Origin of the sequence: Stenotrophomonas sp. FR010 (assembly GCF_047520755.2) — a bacterium.
Lineage (GTDB): Bacteria > Pseudomonadota > Gammaproteobacteria > Xanthomonadales > Xanthomonadaceae > Stenotrophomonas > Stenotrophomonas sepilia.
Map to the genome: position 1 here is coordinate 88888 of NZ_JAXBQT020000014.1, position 17236 is coordinate 106123.

Sequence of the window (17236 nt, forward strand, 5' to 3'; positions counted from 1 at the left end):
TTGCTCCGGTGGATGCCGGCCAGCGGCCGGCACTACCCATCAGGGCAACCGCGGGTTGCCGAATTCGTCGCGCTCTTCGTTGGCGTCATACACCGGCGGCTGTGCAACGATGGGCTGCTCCTCCACCGTGGCGCGCAGCGGCGTCTCGGTGCCACGCACCAGTTCCACGCTGTCCTCGCCGCGCTGCAGGCGCAGCGCATTGGCCAGGCACTGCGCGGCCAGCGCGTGTTCGCCACGCTGGGCGAACACTTCACCCAGCGCTTCCCACGCCGGTGCACCGGCGCCCGCGGCGATGGCCTCGTGCAGGAACGCATCGGCGGCATCCCATTGCTGCTGGCCCAGGGCCACGCGGCCCTGTGCCAGGCGCAGGGCGGCCGAGTCATCGTGCACGTTGCGCCAGCGCGCCAGATTGGCCTGGCGGGTGGCCAGGCGCTCGGCGGGCAGGCGGCCATACAGCGCCACCAGATCGTCATTCCAACGCTGGTCCAGTGCCTGTTCCAGCGCCAGCAGCGCCGGCTCATCCCAGTCCAGCGCCACCGCACGGCTGGCATAGGCGCCCACCACGTCCGGGGTGGGGCGCAGCGCCTTCGGGGTGGCCTCCCACTGTGCGGCCAGCGCGTTGACGTCGGCCGCTTCCAGTAGCGCCTGTGCGGCCAGGCGTGCCTCCAGTTCGCTGTTCGCGTCGGCCGGCAGCACCTTGCTCTGGCGCAGCGCACCCAGCTGGCCATACGCTTCGTGCGCGCGGCCGGCCTGTGCCAGCGCTTCGGTACGCAGCCACAGGCCGCGCGGCGGCAGCGGCTGGATCGCCGCTACGTCCAGCGCGTTGATCGCATCGACCGGCAGATCGCGCGCCAGCAGCTGTTCGGCGCGCAGCAGTGCCTGCAGGGTGGCGTCACTTTCACCCAGGCGCTGCAGCAGCGCGTCTCCGGCGGGGCCGTCGGCCCGTGCCTGCGCGCTGCGCACGGCAGTGGCCAGTGCCACCGCGCTCACTTCCGGGTCCCTGGCGGCGCCGTCCAGCAGCTTCTCCGCACGCTGCCACTGGCCATGCTCGTAGGCCTGCAGGCCGTCGATCAGGCGCACCCGGCCCTGCTTGCGGCGGTAGCGGCCCCAGGCACGGAACGGTGCAGCGATCAGGCTCCACAGCAGCCACAGCACCAGCACTGTGATCACTGCCAGCAGCGCTACCTTCGGCAGGTTGCTGTGATAGTCGTAGCCGCCGTAGCGCAGGGTCACTTCGCCGAAGCGGTTCAGGTCATCGGCGCCGAGCCATTGCGCGGCGACCACGCCGATGGCCACGGCCAGCAACAGCACGACCAGGGATTGCAGGGGTTTCATGCGGGCTTACCTCCGGTCGGTCTGGGTGCGCAGTTGTTGCAGGGTGCTGCCAAGAACAGCGTCGCTGGCCTGCAGCGGAAGTTCGCGCAGGGCCTTCAGTTCAGCACGTTGTGCGCGCAGGGCCGGTGAATCCGGCCAGCGCCGCTGTGCCCACTGCTCCACGCGGTCCAATGCGGTGTTGCGGCCCGCGCTGTCGCCGCGCTCGATCGCGGCACGCGCCAAGGTCAGTTCCAGCTGCAGGGCATCGTCGGCGTTGCGCTTTTCGGCGGCCGTCAGCGGGCCGTTCTGGCGGCTCGGGGTGATGTCCACGAACGGTGCCAGCGTGGCCTGCCACCAGGGCTTGGCGGTGCTGCTGCCGGTCGTGCCGGTGATCTGCGAGGGCAGGCCCTGCAGCGCCCGGGCCACAGCATCCAGGCGCTGCAGCGACTGCACGCGCGGGCCGCTGCCCAGCGCATCCAGTGCCTCGCGCTCCTGCACCAGCGCCTGGCGCAGGTTCAGGCCGTCGGCGTCGGGCAGATCGGCCAGCGCGGTGGCGGCCTGTGCATACAGGCGGCGTGCGCCGTCCACGTCGTCGGCGTAGTTCAGGCGCTGCGCAGCCTGGGTCAGCAGCAGCTCGGCCTCATCGCGCTGCACCGCCTGGCGGCCCTGGTTGGCGCTGTCGGCCAGCTTGGCCAGGTTCTCTTCCAGCAAAGCGCTGCGCTGCGAGAGTCCCAGCATCTCGTCGCGCAGCACGCGGTTGGTGGTCGCCGCATCCTGCAGGCGCTGGCTGGTCGCGCGCTGGTCACGGCGCAGCGCATCCAGCGTGGCCTCCAGGCCCTTCAGCTGTACGGCCGTGGTCTGTGCCTGCGCTTCCTGTTCGCGCTGTTGCTGCTGCCAGACGTACCAGCCGGCATAGCCGCCCGCGCCGAGCACGACCACGGCGGCCAGCGGCAGCAGCCAGCGCACGGGTCGATGGGGCGGGGATGGCGGAGTATCGTTCATCGGGCTTCCTTGTCGGCAACGTCGCCGGTCGGGGGCCGGCAGGCCGCGTTGTGCACAGCATCACCGTTGCCGACGACAGCGGCAAGCGTGACCCACGTCCCTGTTCAGGTCGCTGCCGGGACGGTGAGCGTGGCGTGTGCGGCCGCCACCAGCTGCGCAGCGGTGGGGCCGGCGCTGCGTGTGATGCGCTGCAGGCCGAGCGCCTGCGCCTGTTCGCCGAGGCGGTCACTGGCAACCACCACGCGGGCAGACGCCCGCAGGCGCTGCTGCCCGGCCGGCGGAAGCTGTTGCCAGAAATGCTGCAGCGCTTCGCCACTGCTCACGGCCAGTACCCACGGCTGTGCTGAATGCGCCAATCGCGCCAGCGTTCGCGGGGGCAGTCGCAGCAGGCGACGCTGGTAGACGTCGGCACGTTCGATCGTGGCGCCCGCCGCCTGCAGCTGCGCGGCAATCAGGCCACGCCCGCCGGGGGCGGTCACCAGGCCGATGCGCAGGCCCTGTACGTCGGCCAGCACCGGCAGCGCCAGCAGCCCCTCGCTGTCCATCCGCTGCGGCGCGTGCACCTCGGTGATGCCGTGTGCCTGCAATGCGCGCGCAGTGCCTTCGCCCACGGTCAGCCACGGGCTGCACTGCACGTCGGCCAGCGGCAGCAGGGACGCGGCTGCGGCAACGGCGGCCGGGCTGGTGAATACCACCCGGTCGCAGTTCAGCGCGCGTTGCAGCTGGCGCACCACAGCCGTGCCATGCAGGCGCTGCAGGCGCCAGGGCGCCAGGGCCAGGACATTCCCGCCCAGCCCGGCAACGGCGCGGCGCAGCGCCACGTTCTGGCCCCGCGGGCGCAGCGAGATCAGGGTCCAGCGTGGGCCGGAACGGGTGGCGCCAGTGGGTATCGTATGGTCGACCATTGCCTGCATTATGCGGGCCCTTCGTTGTCGTGGTCGCTGCTCCGATGTCCGTTGATGCCCTGACTTCCTCGTTGGCCGCCCTGCAGGACGTGCTGGACTGCATGCCGGCGGTCCGCGCCATGCAGATCCAGCTCGACGGCTATGCCGATGGCGTGCTGCGCATCACCGCGCCGCTGGCGGCCAACGTCAACGACAAGGGCAACGCCTTCGGCGGCAGCCTGGCCTCGGTGCTGACCCTGTCCGGCTGGGCGCTGGTCAGCCTGCGCCTGCGCCTGGCCGGCCACGATGCCGAGGTCTATGTGGCCGACAGCAACCTGCGCTATCTGGCGCCGGTCTATGAGGACCTGCACGCCCACGCCGAAGCGGCCGAAGCCACCGGCTGGGACGCCTTCCTGAATACCTTCCGGCAGCGCCGCAAGGCCCGCATCAGCATCATCGCCACCCAGCCCGGTGCCGATGGCAAGCCCGCCGCCGAATTCAGCGGTCGCTTTGTTGCCTTCGCCAAAGGGTAGGATGGCAGGCAGACGTTCTGGGGAAACCACCGATGCGCCGCCTCATCCAGTTCCTGATGTATTCCCTGCTGCTGGTCAGCGCCGTGGCCTCGGCCGACGACCTCAGCCGCAAGCAGCGCAAGCTGCTGGAAGAGACCCAGGTCGCGTATGGCGCGACCATCCGCTGGGGCAGCATGGACGATGCCATCGGCTACCTCGACCCCAAGCTGCGCAAGGAAAAGCCGCCGACCGAGTTCGAGCTCAACCGATACGCGCAGCTGCGCGTGTCGTCCTATCGCGAGCGCAGCAGCGCCTCGCTGGACGGTGGCCTGGTCGAGCGCCGGGTCGAAATCGGGGTGATCAACCAGAACACCCAGGCCGAGCGCACCGTGGTCGTGGTCGAGCGCTGGCGCTGGGATCCGGAGGCCAAGCGCTGGTGGCAGACCGCCGGCCTGCCGGACCTGTGGAAGGGGCAGTGACGGGCCGCGTCCGGCTTGTGCGACAATCGGCGCCCGCTTAATCGACCCGTGACCTGAGTGAATTACGAAGAGTTGCTGGCCTTTGCAGGCCGAAACCCGATGCTGTCCGCGGCCCTGGTCGGCCTGACCGTGGCCATCATCGTCACCGAGATCCGCCGCCTGTTCCGGGGCTTCAAGGGCATCAAGCCCGCCGAACTGACCCAGCTGATCAACGCGGGCGGCACGGTGGTGGTCGACCTGTCGGCCAGCGGTGACTTCGAAAAGGGCCACATTGCCGGCAGCCGCAATGCCCAGGCCAGTGCCTTCGGCCCGGAAAACAAGCTGGTGGCCAATGCCAAGCAGTCGCCGGTGGTGCTGGTGTGCCGCAGCGGCAACGCTTCGGAAACCGCCGCCAAGGCGCTGAAGAAGGCCGGTTTCGAGAAGGTCTACGTGCTCGATGGCGGCATTCCCGCCTGGCAGCAGGCCGAACTGCCGCTGGTCAAGGGCCGCAACTGATTGCCGCAGGTGGCGGATCCGGCCTTGTCTGGGCCTGGTCCCGCCCCCATCGCAGTAGTTCGACCATCGTTTTCATTGCATTCACCTGGAGTTACTGGAAATGTCCGAAGAGATCACCAACGGCGCCGCTGCGCCGGTCGATGCCGCTACCGGCCCCGCTTTCACCGTCGAGAAGATCTACGTCAAGGACGTCTCCTTCGAGTCGCCGAACGCGCCGACCATCTTCAATGACCAGGTGCAGCCGGAGCTGCAGCTGAACCTGAACCAGCAGGTGCAGCGCCTGGGTGAGAACGCCTTCGAAGTCGTGCTGGCCGTGACCCTGACCTGCCAGGCCGGTGAGCGCACCGCCTACGTGGCCGAAGTGAAGCAGGCCGGCGTGTTCGGCCTGGTCGGCCTGGACCCGCAGTCGATCGACGTGCTGCTCGGCACCCAGTGCCCGAACATCCTGTTCCCGTACGTGCGCCAGCTGATCAGCGACCTGATCCAGGCCGGCGGCTTCCCGCCGTTCTTCCTGCAGCCGATCAACTTCGAAGGCCTGTACGCAGAAACCCTGCGCCAGCGCCAGGAGCAGGGCGACGCACCGTCGCTGGCTGACTCCGAGCCGGCCGGCAACGCCTGATTCCTGCCGCGACGTCACGGATGAGCACTCCCGCTGACAAGATCGCCGTGCTCGGCGCCGGTTCCTGGGGAACCGCGCTGGCCAGCCTGCTCGCACGGCACGGTCACCCGACCGTGCTGTGGGGGCGCGATGCTGCCGTGGTCGAGGCCATCGACCAGCGCCACGAGAATCCGCGTTACCTGCCGGGCATCCCGCTGCCGGACAGCCTGCGTGCTACCACCGACCTGGTGTCGGCGGTGGAGGGCGCGGCCTGGATCCTGGTGGTGACGCCGTCGCACGCGTTCGGCGAGACCGTGCGTGCGCTGGCGCCGCTGCGTCCTGCCGGTGCCGGCGTGGCCTGGGCCACCAAGGGCTTCGAACCCGGTTCGGGCCGCTTCCTGCATGAAGTGGCGCGCGAAGTGCTGGGTGAGGACGTGCCGTTGGCCGTCGTCACCGGGCCGTCGTTCGCCAAGGAAGTCACCCAGGGCCTGCCGACCGCGATCACCGTGCACGGCGACGTGCCCGAGTTCGCGCAGACGGTGGCCGAGGCGATGCATGGCCCGGCGTTCCGCGCCTACACCGGCGACGACATGGTCGGTGCCGAGCTGGGCGGCGCGATGAAGAACGTGCTGGCGGTGGCCACCGGCGTGGCCGATGGCATGCAGCTGGGCCTCAACGCCCGTGCCGGCCTGATCACCCGTGGTCTGAACGAGATGCTGCGCCTGGCCGCTGCGATCGGCGCCAAGCCGGAAACGCTGATGGGCCTGGCCGGCCTGGGCGATCTGGTGCTGACCTGCACCGGCGACCTGTCGCGCAACCGCCGCCTGGGCCTGGCCCTGGGCCGCGGCCAGACGCTGCAGGATGCCGTGCGCGAAATCGGCCAGGTGGTCGAGTCGGTGCAGACCGCCGACGAAGTGATGCGACAGGCGCGCCGCCATGGCATCGACCTGCCGATCTCCGACGGTGTGCGTGCCGTGCTGCATGGCGAGCAGACCCCGGAAGAAGGCTTGCGCGCACTGCTGGCGCGGGAACAGAAACCGGAGTATCCGGACACGCTGTTCAAGTGAATCGAAAAACCCCGGCCAGGTGCCGGGGTTTTTTTATGTGCGTGCCCTATCCACGCATGGCGTGGATCTACTGCCGAACCCGCTTCTGGTCGCTGCCAACCTTGGTTGGCGCCCGGCGGCAGCAATCACCGCGCCCGCGGCGGCGCGTTGCTGTTGTCCATGTCCGAAAAGATCAGCCACGGCCCATCACGCTCACGCTTCAGCGTGAGCGTGAACTTGCCGGTATCGCCCACGTTGTTGCCGTAGCTGTACGCACCGATGATGTAACCCGTGTTCCCTTCCACCGCATACGCCAAGGCACGCAGCCGCAACGGGCTGCTGCCCTGGCCGGCATACGCGGCCTCGATCGCGCTGCGTCCGCGCACGGGCGGCTGGTTGCTCTGCAGCACAAAGCCATCCTCGGCGAAGAGCGCAGCCAGTGCCCTGGCATCACCCCCGCGCCACGCCTGCTCGTAGTTGCGCAGCACACGGTCCAGCGGTGGGGGCAGGGCTGCGTCCGGGAGAGGCTGCGCAGGCTTCGCGTTTTCTGCATCGTGGGCAATTGCCGGCGATGCCAGCAGCAGGGCACTGCAGAAGATCATGGCGAGTCGTGTGCGGCGCATGCGTCCAGGCCCTGGCGATGATGGGAAGGCTTCAGACGCATCCTAGCGCGCCGCTGGTTAGAATCACGCGGCCGCCGATTCGGTGGATGCAGCGCAGATCAGACAAGGACACGCGATGAAGATGCGAATCACAGGGATGGCGATGATGGCCGCGCTGCTGGCAGCCTGCGGACAGGCACCGGAGAAGACTGGCGAGGCCGCGCCTGCTGCGGCGCCAGCACCAACCACCGAAGCTCCGGCCGCCACGGCCACGGTGGTCGAGAAGGAAACGTCCATCGAAGACAGCGTGGACCCCGCGGTGTGGGACAGCGAGGGCGAACCGGAAGACCCGGGCGCCGGCGGCGAACTGACCTGCGCGGACAATCCGCTGGCGACCCACTTCTTCACCCTGGTCGGCGGCAGTGCCGTGGACGACTGCGGCCGCAAGGACCCGAAGGTGCTGGCCGCGTTCGATGCGCTGATGAAGGGCACGCAGGACGCCGAATCCACTGACAAGGATATGCCGTCGCTGCGCAAGCGCCTGTTGAGCGGACCCAGCGGCCCTGGCGAGCTGGTAGTGCTACAGGGCGAGCCGTGGTGGTTCTACACCGCCTGCCAGGCCCACGACTGCCCCGGCACCGCGTTGGCGATGCTGTACTCACCCACGCAGGCGAAGATGGTCGGCCGTCTTACTGCGCGCTGCCGTGTGTGGTGGCTGGGCGAGCCGACGGCGGAACAGCGTGTGCAGATCGAACAGCGCCAGCCACTGCAGGATGCCGCGCTGAAGGAAGACAGCGCGCTTTGCGAGTGATGTGGCGCGCGCCGCAGCGCCGGGCCGTGCCCGGCGTTGCAGTGAGCGTTGTTCCCCGTGTCACCCTTCCGGGCGCATGCGTGCGCTGACCTGTGCGGTCAGCGACAGACTGGCCATCATCAGGCCCTCCATCACGCGGTCGCCCACGTACTCCTCGTCGGGACCGTTCTGGCGCACGCGCTCGGCAGCCAGCAGCATTTCCAGCGCCACGCGCAGGCCGGTCAATGCGCAATCCGCGTCGGCCAGCGCCATGCGGCGGCCCGGCATCTGATGACGTTCGGGCCAGGGTTGGCCGTCGGCGGCGGCGCCCTTGCCGATGCGGTCGAGGGTGGCGATGAAACCGAGAGGATCCTGCTGGTGCGGTGCTTCCGAAGGCGCGTCCGCGTTGGCGGGCACGTATTGCGTGCGTAGTCGGGAGGATTCGGGTGTGCTCATGGCAATGCTCCGTGCAGGACAGACGGCAGCCGCCACGCAAAGGTGGCGGGCGGAGACGTGGCTCGAAAACCGGGCGCTTGTTGAAACCGGCAGGCACAGGGCCTCCACGCTCCGCCCGCCATAGCCGGCAGACGGATTGCCCGCCGGCGCCACGAGGGGTGACGCCGGCGGGCAAGCGTTGTTAAACAAGCGCACGGGTTTTCGAAGCCCGGCCATCCTTTTTCGATGGCACGTCATCTGTACGCGTGCTGCTGCGCGGTGCCAATCAGAACAGTTGCATTCAACGCTTGATCAAAGACGCTTTTGGCATTTTTGCACGCTGTTAAGCTGTCGCAGACGCAGGCGCCGCAACGGCCGTAGCGGCATGGGGAATATGCGACATGGGTCGAAGTTGATGACGTGGCGTACGGGCACCCCACCAAGTCGATGGCGACAGTGCGGGGCGAAGAACGCAATTCGACTCCCACACACTTTGATCTGTCAGTGCTCTTCGCGTCTCTCGTACCAGGCTTGTGTACGGTTCACGATCCGCACCACGGACAGCATGACCGGTACCTCGATCAGCACACCCACCACGGTGGCCAGCGCCGCTCCCGAGTGCACGCCGAACAGTCCCACCGCTGTGGCCACAGCCAGTTCGAAGAAGTTGCTCGCACCAATCAGCGCTGACGGGCCGGCCACGCAATGCGCCACGCCCAGACGGCGGTTCAGAAGGTAGGCCAGGCCCGAAGTGAAATAGACCTGGATCAGGATCGGCACCGCAATCAGCGCGATCACCAGCGGTTGCTTCACGATCTGCTGGCCCTGGAACCCGAACAGCAGCACCAGCGTCAGCAGCAGCGCGGACAGGGACAGCGGGCCCAGCCGTCGAAGCGCGCGCTGCAGGCCCGCCTCGCCGCTGCGCGAAAGCATCCAGCGCCGCAGCAACGCGGCCACCAGCACGGGCACCACGATGTAGAGGCCAACCGACAACAGCAGCGTGTCCCAGGGCACAGTGATCGCCGACAGGCCCAGCAGCAGCGCAACCACCGGCGCATACGCGACCACCATGATCGCATCGTTCAAGGCCACCTGGCTCAGGGTGAAGTTGGCATCACCGCGGCACAGGTTGCTCCACACGAACACCATGGCGGTGCAGGGCGCGGCCGCCAGCAGGATCAAACCGGCGATGTAGCTGTCGATCTGTGCTGCGGGCAGCCAGTCCGCGAAGGCATGGCGCAGGAACAGCCAGCCCAGCAGCGCCATCGAGAACGGCTTCACGGCCCAGTTGATGAACAGTGTCACGCCGATGCCCTTCCAGTGCTGCTGCAACTGGCGCATCGCAGTGAAGTCGACCTTCAGCAGCATCGGGATGATCATCAGCCAGATCAGCACCGCAACCGGCAGGTTGACTTTGGCCACTTCGGCGGAGGCCAGCACCGCGAAGGCATCGGGCAGGACGTGGCCCAGCAGCGTGCCCATCGCAATGCACAGCACAACCCACAGCGTCAGGTGTCGCTCGAACAGGCTCATGGCAGTGGCACCGTCATTGTGCGCCGTCGGTCGGCAGCAGCTGGCCGATCCGGTCCAGCGCGTGCTGCAGCGCTTCGCGTTCGGACCACACCGATTCGGGCAGTGCGAGCAGCGCACGCAGGCGCGTTTTCACGATGGCATGGGCCAGTGCGAAGGCCGCGGCCTTGTCGGCATCGCTGCCTGCCACGGCGGCCGGATCAGGCAGGCCCCAGTGGCTGCGGATGAAGTCACCGAACACCACAGGGCAGGCTTCGGCAGCGGCCGCGTCACACACGGTGATCACCAGATCCATCGGGGCTGCATCCACGAACTCATCCCACGACTTGCTGCGCAGCCCTTCAACGGGCATTCCTTCGGCCTGCAGCTGGGCGAGCGCGAAGGGATTGATCTGGCCAGTGGGCTGGCTGCCCGCACTGAATGCGCTGAAGTGATCGCCGCCCCAGGCGCGCAGGGTGGCTTCAGCCAGCACGCTGCGCGCGCTGTTGCCGGTGCAGAGGAACAGGACATTGCGGGTCATGTGGCTTCCGTGGTCAGTGAGTGGCTTGGACATGCACAGCGCGCTGGCCGGGCAGAGACTAGTGAACTCGGCAGAGCTGCGGATCGCCTCCGCTATCTGCGCGCGATCGCATCCGGCATAGCCGTGCCGCGCGAACCACGGGCCTGCCGACGTTGTCAGCAGCACCAGTTCCCTGACCTGCATGCGGCGGGCCATGTCCTCGGCCGCTGACAGCAACGCGCGCCCAAGGCCGGTATTGCGTCGGTCATCTGACACCACCAGGGAGCGAAGCAGGGCCGACGCGCCGAAGATCTGCAATCCAACGGCACCCACGGGAATGCCGTCGAGGTCTGCGACGAGAAACGCCACCTCGCTGCTTTCCAGATCGGCCACGGGCAACTGCGCCTGCCGCAGAAGGTCGCGGATGGAGCACAGGTCGTCGCGCGTGCCTGCACGAATCACCGGATCGGGTTTCATCTCAGCACCTGCATGCCGGTTCGGTGACCGCGCACCGCTCATCCGGGGAGCCCGCGCAGCAGTTGTGCGTCAGGTACTGGATCAAGCCGTTCATCGCATCGAAGTTGGCGCGGTAGCAGACGTGGCGGCCTTGGCTTTCGCTCTCCACCAGCCCGGCCTGCACCAGCTCCTTCAGGTGGAAGCTGAGCGTGGCTGGGGGTACCTGCAGGGCCGTGGCGATGTCGCCCGCCATGCGCCCTGCCGGGCCCGCCTCCACCAGCAGTCGGAAGGCAGCCAGGCGGGTGGCATGGCCGAGGGCGGTCAGGGCGGTGATTGCATTCGATGTTTCCATATTTCTAGAATAGTCGAATGAATGAGCCAATCACAAGCCTGGACCTGCCCAACCTGCTGGAATCGTCATTGCCCCAGCCCAATCATCACCAGCTCGCCGCGGCAGATCTGGGGCCGCCACGCATTCTCCTGCTCTACGGCTCGCTGCGGCCCCAGTCGTTCAGCCGCAAGCTTGCGCTGGAAGCCGAGCGGCTGCTGCGCCACCTGGGGTGCGAAACCCGGGTGTTCGATCCGCATGCGCTGCCGATGCTGGACAGCGTGGACAGGAATCACCCCGAAGTGCAGCGACTGCGCGAATGGTCACAGTGGTCGGAAGGGCAGGTCTGGGTCAGCCCCGAGCGGCATGGCACGGTCACCGGCGTGTTCAAGAACCAGATCGACTGGTTGCCGCTGGAAGATGGCAGCGTGCGGCCCACGCAGGGCAGGACGCTGGCGGTGATGCAGGTGAGCGGCGGCTCGCAGTCGTTCAATACCGTCAACACGTTGCGCGTGCTCGGCCGCTGGATGCGCATGCTGACCATCCCCAACCAGTCGTCGGTGGCCAAGGCCTGGCAGGAATTCGATGACGACGGCCGGATGAAACCCTCGCCGTACTACGATCGGGTGGTGGACGTGATGGAGGAACTGGTGAAGTTCACGCTGCTGACGCGGGGCCGGTCGGACTACCTGGTGGACCGCTACAGCGAGCGGAAGGGCGACGCGCACGCCGCGGCATTGGCGCGGGCTGCAGGGGCGACGGCTTCCTGAGTTCCAGCACGCGCGCTACCTGCTCGCGCGCTGCGCGCCCTTGCTGTTCTCGTCCTTTGCATCGCCACGGCTCTGCGCGAACGCCGGGAAGGTCTTCGCGATCGAATCCTTGTCCGGCAGGATGTAGAACACGCCGCCCTTCTCGAACGTGGAGTGCACGATCTGCTCGTAGAACGCCGGCGAGACGTTGATGCAGCCGTGGGTGACGCGGTTGTCGTCCGGCGTCGGCGTCGCCAGTCGTTCGGCGCGCTTTTCCTTCGGGGTGCCCGGCGGCAGCGGATGCATCGACACGGCGGAATCATAGTCCACCCACAGCACGCGCCCGGCATCGTCGGAGGGGCCATAGGCGCCGATGAAGCGGCCCGCAGGCGTGGTGCGGTCGTGGCCGGGAATCGCGCTCAGGGCAAGCTTGGCGACGCCGGGTGCGGAATGATCGCCGATGGCCGAACCGAACAGCGCCGGCGCGGCGCCGCGCAGCTTGCCGTCGCCGCCGAAGACCAGGACCTGCGCCGCGGCCTTGTCCATGATCGCGAACGGATAACCCTGATTGTCCTTGCTGGCGACCACCCAGCCGGCCAGCTCGATCACTGTTTCGGAGACGCTCTGGTCGGGCGGAAGTTCATCAACGGCGGCCGCCGGTGCTGCGGGTGCGTCCTTGTCCCTGGCGTTGGCTGCGCCGCTGCATGCAACGGCCAGTGCCATGGCCAGAGCGGCATGGAAGGCGCGGCGTGCAGGGGAGGAGGAGGTACGAATGGGAAGGCTCCTGGCAATGCAATCCTGGTGGAAGGAGGCCAGTGGCCGGCGAGGGCCACTGGTTCCCGATACAGAGGTGGATCAATTCAAACGGTGAGGGAGCGATCAGCCGCGCGGCTTGCGTCCGACGGGTGCCCTTTCAAGCTGCTGCACGCGGCCTTCGATCTGGTCCAGGCGCTGGTTGGCCTGCTGTGCCGACTGGTTGGCGGACTCGGCACTCTGTGCAGCGCCCTGCACCTTTACATCGAGCTGATCGAGGCGCGAGTTGATGGTTGCGAACTCGTCCTTGTAGGTGGCACAAGCGCCAAGGCTCACGGTGGCGATGAGCGCTACAGCAAGTGCGCGGGCCGTCTTCATGTGTTGCGGGTTCAGGTTCATTGCACTCCCTCCTTCGTCTGGGGAAGCTGGAATATAGCGGCGTTTGTTCCCCATGCTGACAGGCGCTTTCAGCTGAAGTTGGAAGACGTGGAAGGGTTGTGAAATATGTTCATCAGCAAAGCTTAACGAGTGAGATCAGGCGAGCTGATGTGCACAGAGGCGATGGCCTTGCCGTTGCTCGAATCGCCCAATTCATCAGCCTGAAGACGGCTTCATTCCTACCCGTTTTCCACTGGCCCACACGCCGGGCGCCATTCACTTGCGGCGAACAATGCCGGCGCACTTTCCGGACGCACCGTCAGCAGCGTGGCGACGGCACCAGCTTTGTCATCGGCGCGGGCAACGTAGTCAGCGGCAATGCGGTAGCCGATCCAGTAGCCAAGATCGCCGCGGCGCGTTTCGTCGCCCGCTCCGTTGTAGAGCCATTGCGACCGATCAGTACCAGCGCTGTCCCGGGCGAACTGGCGTTCCAGGGCGCATTCGCGGCCCTGCGTCCAACGACGCAGATGCGCGTTGGCCGGTTGCCCCGAGATCAGTTCGCCCACGTACTCGGCGCCGCCTTCAAGCAACGTCTGATAGAGCAGGGTGGGCTGCGCGACATCGACGCTCGCACCGGGCTGCTGCACGTGCACGTACTCATGGGCGATCAGGTGCACGAATCGATCGCCGATGTCGGGCTGCATCCAGTCGGCGTGGCACAGTGCCTCCAGTCCGATCACCACGCCGTCGGGCGTGGTGACACCGCCGCTGTTTCCCCGACCCACCAGCACGGTGACCGGCGGAAAACGTGCGGAGGGAAACAGCGTGCCCAACCGATCGAGTGCCTTGGCAACCCGCTCGCGGATCTCCGGCAGTGCCGTCGCACAGGTACGGGCTTTGGCAAACAGAGCAGGTTTGTGCTGGATCGCATCTGCAAGACGATCCATCGAGCCGATACGGCTGTCAGTGAAGCTGCGTAGTGCATCCGTACCCGCATGCAGATAGCCGCGCTGCAGATCGTCGGCATTCGGCTTCCCTCCGCTTGCATCCAGCACGCTGAAGAAGCGCGTGACATCGTCGGTCTGAATCACGATGCGCCCGGAAGGGCGGGTACGCTCGGCTGCGTTGGCTACCTGCAGCATCATCGGCAGGGCGAAGAGCAGCAAAGCCCACACTGTGCGCCGGGCATGAAGCGGAAACAGCAGTGACGCGACTGATGCGTGCGGCATGAGGAGTTCCCTGAACGCCAGCCTTATTTATACACCAGTCAGTTCAATATTCAGGGTCGATTAGACCCCCTAACGGATAATTCACACCTGTCGACCGCCTCCTCTCTCCCCCCCTCCCGGGAGGCGGCCGACGAAACCAAAATAATTAAAGGTGTGTCCCGATGAACAAGAATTCGCTGCTCGCCCTGGGCCTTCTGGCTGCCCTGCCGTTCGCTGCATCGGCAACCGATGGCCTGTCGTACAACTACGTTGAAGGCGGCTACGTGAACACCGATGCCAAGGGCGGCGACGCCGATGGCTGGAAGGTGAAGGGTTCCGTGGCGGTGCACCCGAACTTCCACATCTTCGGCGACTACAGCGCGCAGGAGACCGACACGTTCAAGAATGACGTCGACCAGTGGCGCATCGGTGCTGGCTACAACTACGGCATCGCACCGAACACCGACCTGGTCGCCCGTGTCGCGTACCAGAAGTTCGACATGAAGCACGGCCTGGACTTCAACGGCTACTCCACCGAAGTCGGCGTGCGCACCGCGTTCAACCCGTACGTGGAAGGCTACGTGATGGCCGGCTACGAGGACTACACCAAGAAGCACGGCATCAACCCGGACGGCGAGTTCTACGGCCGCGTCGGCGCCACCGCCAAGTTCAACCAGAACTGGGGCCTGAGTGGCGAAGTGAAGCTGGCCAAGGCCGGCGACCGCGAGTGGTTCGTGGGCCCGCGCTTCACCTGGTAACAAACGCCCGTCGTTAGAGCGTGTTGTGCTGGCGTGTGACTCTCTCTCTCTCCCACACGCCAACCGAAGCCCGGCCTCGCGCCGGGCTTCTTCTTTTGTGTGCGTCCGGAGAGTGCAGGGCCGCAGCAGTTCCATGTAGCGCGGGAATGCACGGTGCTGCTCGCAGGACGGAACGAGAAACGCTCCGTCGCCGGTCAGGCGGTTCCGCTATGATCCCGGCACGTCGCCATTGACGATGCACCCGCCTCAAGCCAGCAGGAACTGCCGTGAATTCCCAGCCCGCACCGATCACCGCCCTCAACCACACGCTCGACAACGAGCCGCAGCAGATCACCGCACCGCTTACCCATTCGGCGGCGTTTCTGGTGCTGAAGGTGAAGGATGACGAGGCGTCGATCGCCAAGGCACGCGAGGTGCTGGCCAGCACCGATGACCTGATCAAGAACACCGCCATCCGCGAGATCGAGCGCACCTTCACCTGCAACGTGGCCATCGGCCATCGCGTGTGGCAGCCGCTGGTGGGCTCCACGCCGCCACGCGAGCTGAAGCCGTTCCGCGAGATCAAGGGCGCGACCCACACCGCTGTGGCCACGCCCGGTGACCTGCTGTACCACATCCGCGCACGTACCATGGACCTGATCGTGGCGTTCGAGCGCAACCTGCTGATGGCCTTCGGTGATGCGGTGGAAGCGGTCGATGACGTGGCCGGCTTCCGCTACTTCGATGGCCGCGATCTGCTGGACTTCGTCGACGGCACCGCCAACCCGGAAGGACTGTCGCTGCCGGAAGCCACCATTGTTGGCGATGAAGACCCGGAGCATGCCGGCGGCAGCTACGTGGTGGTGCAGAAGTACCTGCACAACCTCGATGCCTGGCGCGCGCAGAAGACCGAGGCGCAGGAGGCGATCATCGGCCGCACCAAGCACGACAACATCGAGCTGGATGATGCGCCGGCCGATGCGCAGAAATCGCACAAGACGCTGTGCACCATCGAAGACGCCGACGGCGAGCACGAAATCCTGCGCGACAACATGCCGTTCGCCAACCCGGGGCGCGGCGAGTACGGCACCTACTTCATCGGCTACACGCGCCGCCTGTGGGTGATCGAGAAGATGCTCGAGCGCATGTTCATCGGCAATCCTGCGCCGCTGCACGACCGCATCCTCGACTTCTCCACCGCCACCACCGGCGTGACCTTCTTCGCGCCCTCGCGCAAGGTGCTGGCCGACCTGGGCGAGTGATCGCGCCGGGCCATCACGGCCCGCCATCTGCCTGTCATCTATGGCGCCGACCATGGCGCGCTGGATGGGAGCGCAGGAGGCAGGCGATGGCCATGGCAGGGAACAGGACCGGCATCCGCCGCTGGTGGCGGCGTCTGGCTGCGGTGTTCGGCACACTGGCACTGGGGAGTGCCGCGGCGTCCGCACACGAAGCCCCTGCGCACTGGATGGCCTACGCCGCCGCCGTGGGTGGCCAGCTGCAGCAGCGCCTGCAGCAGGAACAGGACCCGCAGGCGCAGCGCGTGGTGGAGTGGCTGCGTGCACACCCGGATACACCCACGCCGCTGCCGGTGAGCCTGTGGATTGCGGCGGACGGCCGCATCTCGAAGCTGGAGTTCGACAGCCTGGGTGACCGCGAGGTGGATGCGGACCTGCGCGCGACGTTGCAGGCCGCGCCGTTGCAGGCGGCTCCGCCGGCCGACATGCGCCAACCGCTGCGATTGGGTCTGGTGCTTGACCGGTAGATCCACGCCATGCGTGGATGGGCCTACCGGTGACCCTTCAGCCACGCATGGCGTGGCTCTACTGTGGATGGCCAGCGCACAGCCCGGCCATCCGCATCAACGAACCGGCGCCACCTGCGGTTCGCGCGCGGCCGCGCTCCATGCACGCAGGCCGAACACGGCCAAGCCCAGGAAAAACACGTACAGCGCGGCAGTTACGTGCAGCGACTTGAACAGGTACGCACCCACATAGACTACGTCCACGGCGATCCATACCCACCAGCAGGCGACGTGGCGGCGCGCCTGCCACCACTGGCCGACCAGGCTCAGTGCGGTCAGCATCGCGTCCAGCCACGGCAGCGCGGCATCGGTGAAGGTGTGCATGGCCGCACCCAGCGCCACGCCACCGCACAGGCCGAAGGCCAGGTCGCGCAGCAGCTTGCCTCGCGCCAGTGGCACGAGGCGGATGCTGCCCTCATCGGCGGCGTGCTGGCGCCAGTTGAGCCAGCCGTAGACCAGGAAGCCACCGAAGGCGACCTGCAGCAGCGTGTCCGAGTACAGCTTGGCCTCGGCGAACACCAGGCCATACAGCGTGACCGACAGCAGGCCCACCGGCCATGCAGACAACCGGCGCCGGGCCATCAGCCAGACGCCGAGCACGCTGCACAGCGCGGCGCTCCACTCGAGCATCACGCTG

The 17236-nt window shown here is 67.1% G+C and carries 22 protein-coding genes and 1 pseudogene; 10 read left to right on the forward strand and 13 right to left on the reverse strand.

Annotated features, from left to right (window positions below; all coding sequences use genetic code 11):
- Positions 1-39: 39 nt before the first annotated feature.
- The 3 genes from ACM0PK_RS14035 to ACM0PK_RS14045 all read right to left on the reverse strand — a co-directional run bounded on the left by ACM0PK_RS14035 (position 40) and on the right by ACM0PK_RS14045 (position 3230).
- Positions 40-1335: a heme biosynthesis HemY N-terminal domain-containing protein gene (locus ACM0PK_RS14035; RefSeq protein ID WP_065178705.1), complete on the reverse strand. Its 1296-nt coding sequence runs from the start codon at positions 1333-1335 to the stop codon at positions 40-42.
- A 6-nt stretch (positions 1336-1341) separates the two neighbouring features.
- The gene (locus ACM0PK_RS14040; RefSeq protein ID WP_414607892.1) at positions 1342-2316 is read right to left on the reverse strand and encodes a uroporphyrinogen-III C-methyltransferase; all 975 of its coding nucleotides are present in this window, start codon (positions 2314-2316) and stop codon (positions 1342-1344) included.
- Between the two features lie 104 nt (positions 2317-2420).
- Positions 2421-3230 carry a uroporphyrinogen-III synthase gene (locus tag ACM0PK_RS14045; RefSeq protein ID WP_188239532.1) on the reverse strand — a complete coding sequence of 270 codons (810 nt, stop codon included), beginning with the start codon at positions 3228-3230 and terminating at the stop codon, positions 2421-2423.
- Between the two features lie 35 nt (positions 3231-3265).
- On the opposite strand from ACM0PK_RS14045, the gene ACM0PK_RS14050 reads away from it, so the two are divergent.
- The 5 genes from ACM0PK_RS14050 (at position 3266) to ACM0PK_RS14070 (ending at position 6351) form a co-directional block, all read left to right on the forward strand.
- Positions 3266-3733 carry a YiiD C-terminal domain-containing protein gene (locus tag ACM0PK_RS14050; RefSeq protein ID WP_005407593.1) on the forward strand — a complete coding sequence of 156 codons (468 nt, stop codon included), beginning with the start codon at positions 3266-3268 and terminating at the stop codon, positions 3731-3733.
- 32 nt (positions 3734-3765) lie between these two features.
- Positions 3766-4191: a hypothetical protein gene (locus ACM0PK_RS14055; RefSeq protein WP_065195989.1), complete on the forward strand. Its 426-nt coding sequence runs from the start codon at positions 3766-3768 to the stop codon at positions 4189-4191.
- Positions 4192-4248: 57 nt separating this feature from the next.
- Positions 4249-4686 carry a rhodanese-like domain-containing protein gene (locus ACM0PK_RS14060; RefSeq protein ID WP_049416566.1) on the forward strand — a complete coding sequence of 146 codons (438 nt, stop codon included), beginning with the start codon at positions 4249-4251 and terminating at the stop codon, positions 4684-4686.
- 100 nt (positions 4687-4786) lie between these two features.
- Positions 4787-5305, forward strand: a complete 519-nt coding sequence (gene secB / locus ACM0PK_RS14065) for a protein-export chaperone SecB (protein ID WP_005407596.1) — start codon at positions 4787-4789, stop codon at positions 5303-5305.
- A gap of 20 nt (positions 5306-5325) precedes the next feature.
- Positions 5326-6351: an NAD(P)H-dependent glycerol-3-phosphate dehydrogenase gene (locus ACM0PK_RS14070; protein ID WP_414607891.1), complete on the forward strand. Its 1026-nt coding sequence runs from the start codon at positions 5326-5328 to the stop codon at positions 6349-6351.
- Between the two features lie 125 nt (positions 6352-6476).
- Here ACM0PK_RS14070 and ACM0PK_RS14075 read toward each other — a convergent pair whose 3' ends face one another.
- Positions 6477-6932: a YybH family protein gene (locus tag ACM0PK_RS14075; RefSeq protein WP_414607890.1), complete on the reverse strand. Its 456-nt coding sequence runs from the start codon at positions 6930-6932 to the stop codon at positions 6477-6479.
- A 136-nt stretch (positions 6933-7068) separates the two neighbouring features.
- Here ACM0PK_RS14075 and ACM0PK_RS14080 point away from each other — a divergent pair, with 136 nt between their 5' ends.
- Positions 7069-7743 carry an Ivy family c-type lysozyme inhibitor gene (locus ACM0PK_RS14080; protein ID WP_111201240.1) on the forward strand — a complete coding sequence of 225 codons (675 nt, stop codon included), beginning with the start codon at positions 7069-7071 and terminating at the stop codon, positions 7741-7743.
- 60 nt (positions 7744-7803) lie between these two features.
- Here ACM0PK_RS14080 and ACM0PK_RS14085 read toward each other — a convergent pair whose 3' ends face one another.
- From ACM0PK_RS14085 to ACM0PK_RS14105, 5 genes and pseudogenes are all read right to left on the reverse strand, one after another.
- Entirely contained in the window at positions 7804-8178 is a 375-nt protein-coding gene (locus ACM0PK_RS14085) for a hypothetical protein (RefSeq protein WP_053497779.1), read from the reverse strand.
- A 480-nt stretch (positions 8179-8658) separates the two neighbouring features.
- On the reverse strand, positions 8659-9690 hold the full coding sequence (gene arsB / locus ACM0PK_RS14090; RefSeq protein WP_088496693.1) for an ACR3 family arsenite efflux transporter: 1032 nt from the start codon (positions 9688-9690) through the stop codon (positions 8659-8661).
- A gap of 13 nt (positions 9691-9703) precedes the next feature.
- Positions 9704-10207: an arsenate reductase ArsC gene (locus ACM0PK_RS14095; protein WP_043034987.1), complete on the reverse strand. Its 504-nt coding sequence runs from the start codon at positions 10205-10207 to the stop codon at positions 9704-9706.
- A 36-nt stretch (positions 10208-10243) separates the two neighbouring features.
- Positions 10244-10705, reverse strand: a pseudogene (gene arsN2, locus ACM0PK_RS14100) (arsenic resistance N-acetyltransferase ArsN2); the annotation flags it as partial.
- On the reverse strand, positions 10665-10994 hold the full coding sequence (locus ACM0PK_RS14105; RefSeq protein WP_111201237.1) for an ArsR/SmtB family transcription factor: 330 nt from the start codon (positions 10992-10994) through the stop codon (positions 10665-10667). The gene ACM0PK_RS14105 and the pseudogene arsN2, both read right to left, overlap by 41 nt.
- Before the next feature lie 17 nt (positions 10995-11011).
- On the opposite strand from ACM0PK_RS14105, the gene arsH reads away from it, so the two are divergent.
- The gene (gene arsH, locus ACM0PK_RS14110; RefSeq protein WP_065185559.1) at positions 11012-11740 is read left to right on the forward strand and encodes an arsenical resistance protein ArsH; all 729 of its coding nucleotides are present in this window, start codon (positions 11012-11014) and stop codon (positions 11738-11740) included.
- Positions 11741-11755: 15 nt separating this feature from the next.
- On the opposite strand, the gene ACM0PK_RS14115 is transcribed toward arsH, so the two are convergent.
- The 3 genes from ACM0PK_RS14115 to ACM0PK_RS14125 all read right to left on the reverse strand — a co-directional run bounded on the left by ACM0PK_RS14115 (position 11756) and on the right by ACM0PK_RS14125 (position 14079).
- A complete protein-coding gene (locus tag ACM0PK_RS14115) occupies positions 11756-12442 on the reverse strand; it encodes a L,D-transpeptidase family protein (RefSeq protein WP_088496695.1) in 687 nt (228 codons plus the stop codon).
- A gap of 156 nt (positions 12443-12598) precedes the next feature.
- On the reverse strand, positions 12599-12871 hold the full coding sequence (locus ACM0PK_RS14120; protein WP_005420910.1) for a hypothetical protein: 273 nt from the start codon (positions 12869-12871) through the stop codon (positions 12599-12601).
- A 218-nt stretch (positions 12872-13089) separates the two neighbouring features.
- Positions 13090-14079, reverse strand: coding sequence for a DUF2268 domain-containing putative Zn-dependent protease (locus tag ACM0PK_RS14125; RefSeq protein WP_414607889.1), 990 nt, complete (start codon positions 14077-14079; stop codon positions 13090-13092).
- Positions 14080-14240: 161 nt separating this feature from the next.
- Between ACM0PK_RS14125 and ACM0PK_RS14130 the strand changes: the two genes are divergently transcribed.
- The 3 genes from ACM0PK_RS14130 (at position 14241) to ACM0PK_RS14140 (ending at position 16560) form a co-directional block, all read left to right on the forward strand.
- Positions 14241-14816, forward strand: a complete 576-nt coding sequence (locus ACM0PK_RS14130; protein WP_049465985.1) for an OmpO family porin — start codon at positions 14241-14243, stop codon at positions 14814-14816.
- 266 nt (positions 14817-15082) lie between these two features.
- The gene (locus ACM0PK_RS14135) at positions 15083-16057 is read left to right on the forward strand and encodes a Dyp-type peroxidase (RefSeq protein ID WP_088496696.1); all 975 of its coding nucleotides are present in this window, start codon (positions 15083-15085) and stop codon (positions 16055-16057) included.
- 86 nt (positions 16058-16143) lie between these two features.
- Positions 16144-16560 (forward strand): hypothetical protein, encoded by a 417-nt coding sequence (locus ACM0PK_RS14140; protein WP_111201234.1) that lies wholly within the window; start codon positions 16144-16146, stop codon positions 16558-16560.
- 96 nt (positions 16561-16656) lie between these two features.
- Here ACM0PK_RS14140 and pnuC read toward each other — a convergent pair whose 3' ends face one another.
- Positions 16657-17229, reverse strand: a complete 573-nt coding sequence (gene pnuC, locus ACM0PK_RS14145) for a nicotinamide riboside transporter PnuC (protein WP_111201259.1) — start codon at positions 17227-17229, stop codon at positions 16657-16659.
- Positions 17230-17236 lie beyond the last annotated feature (7 nt).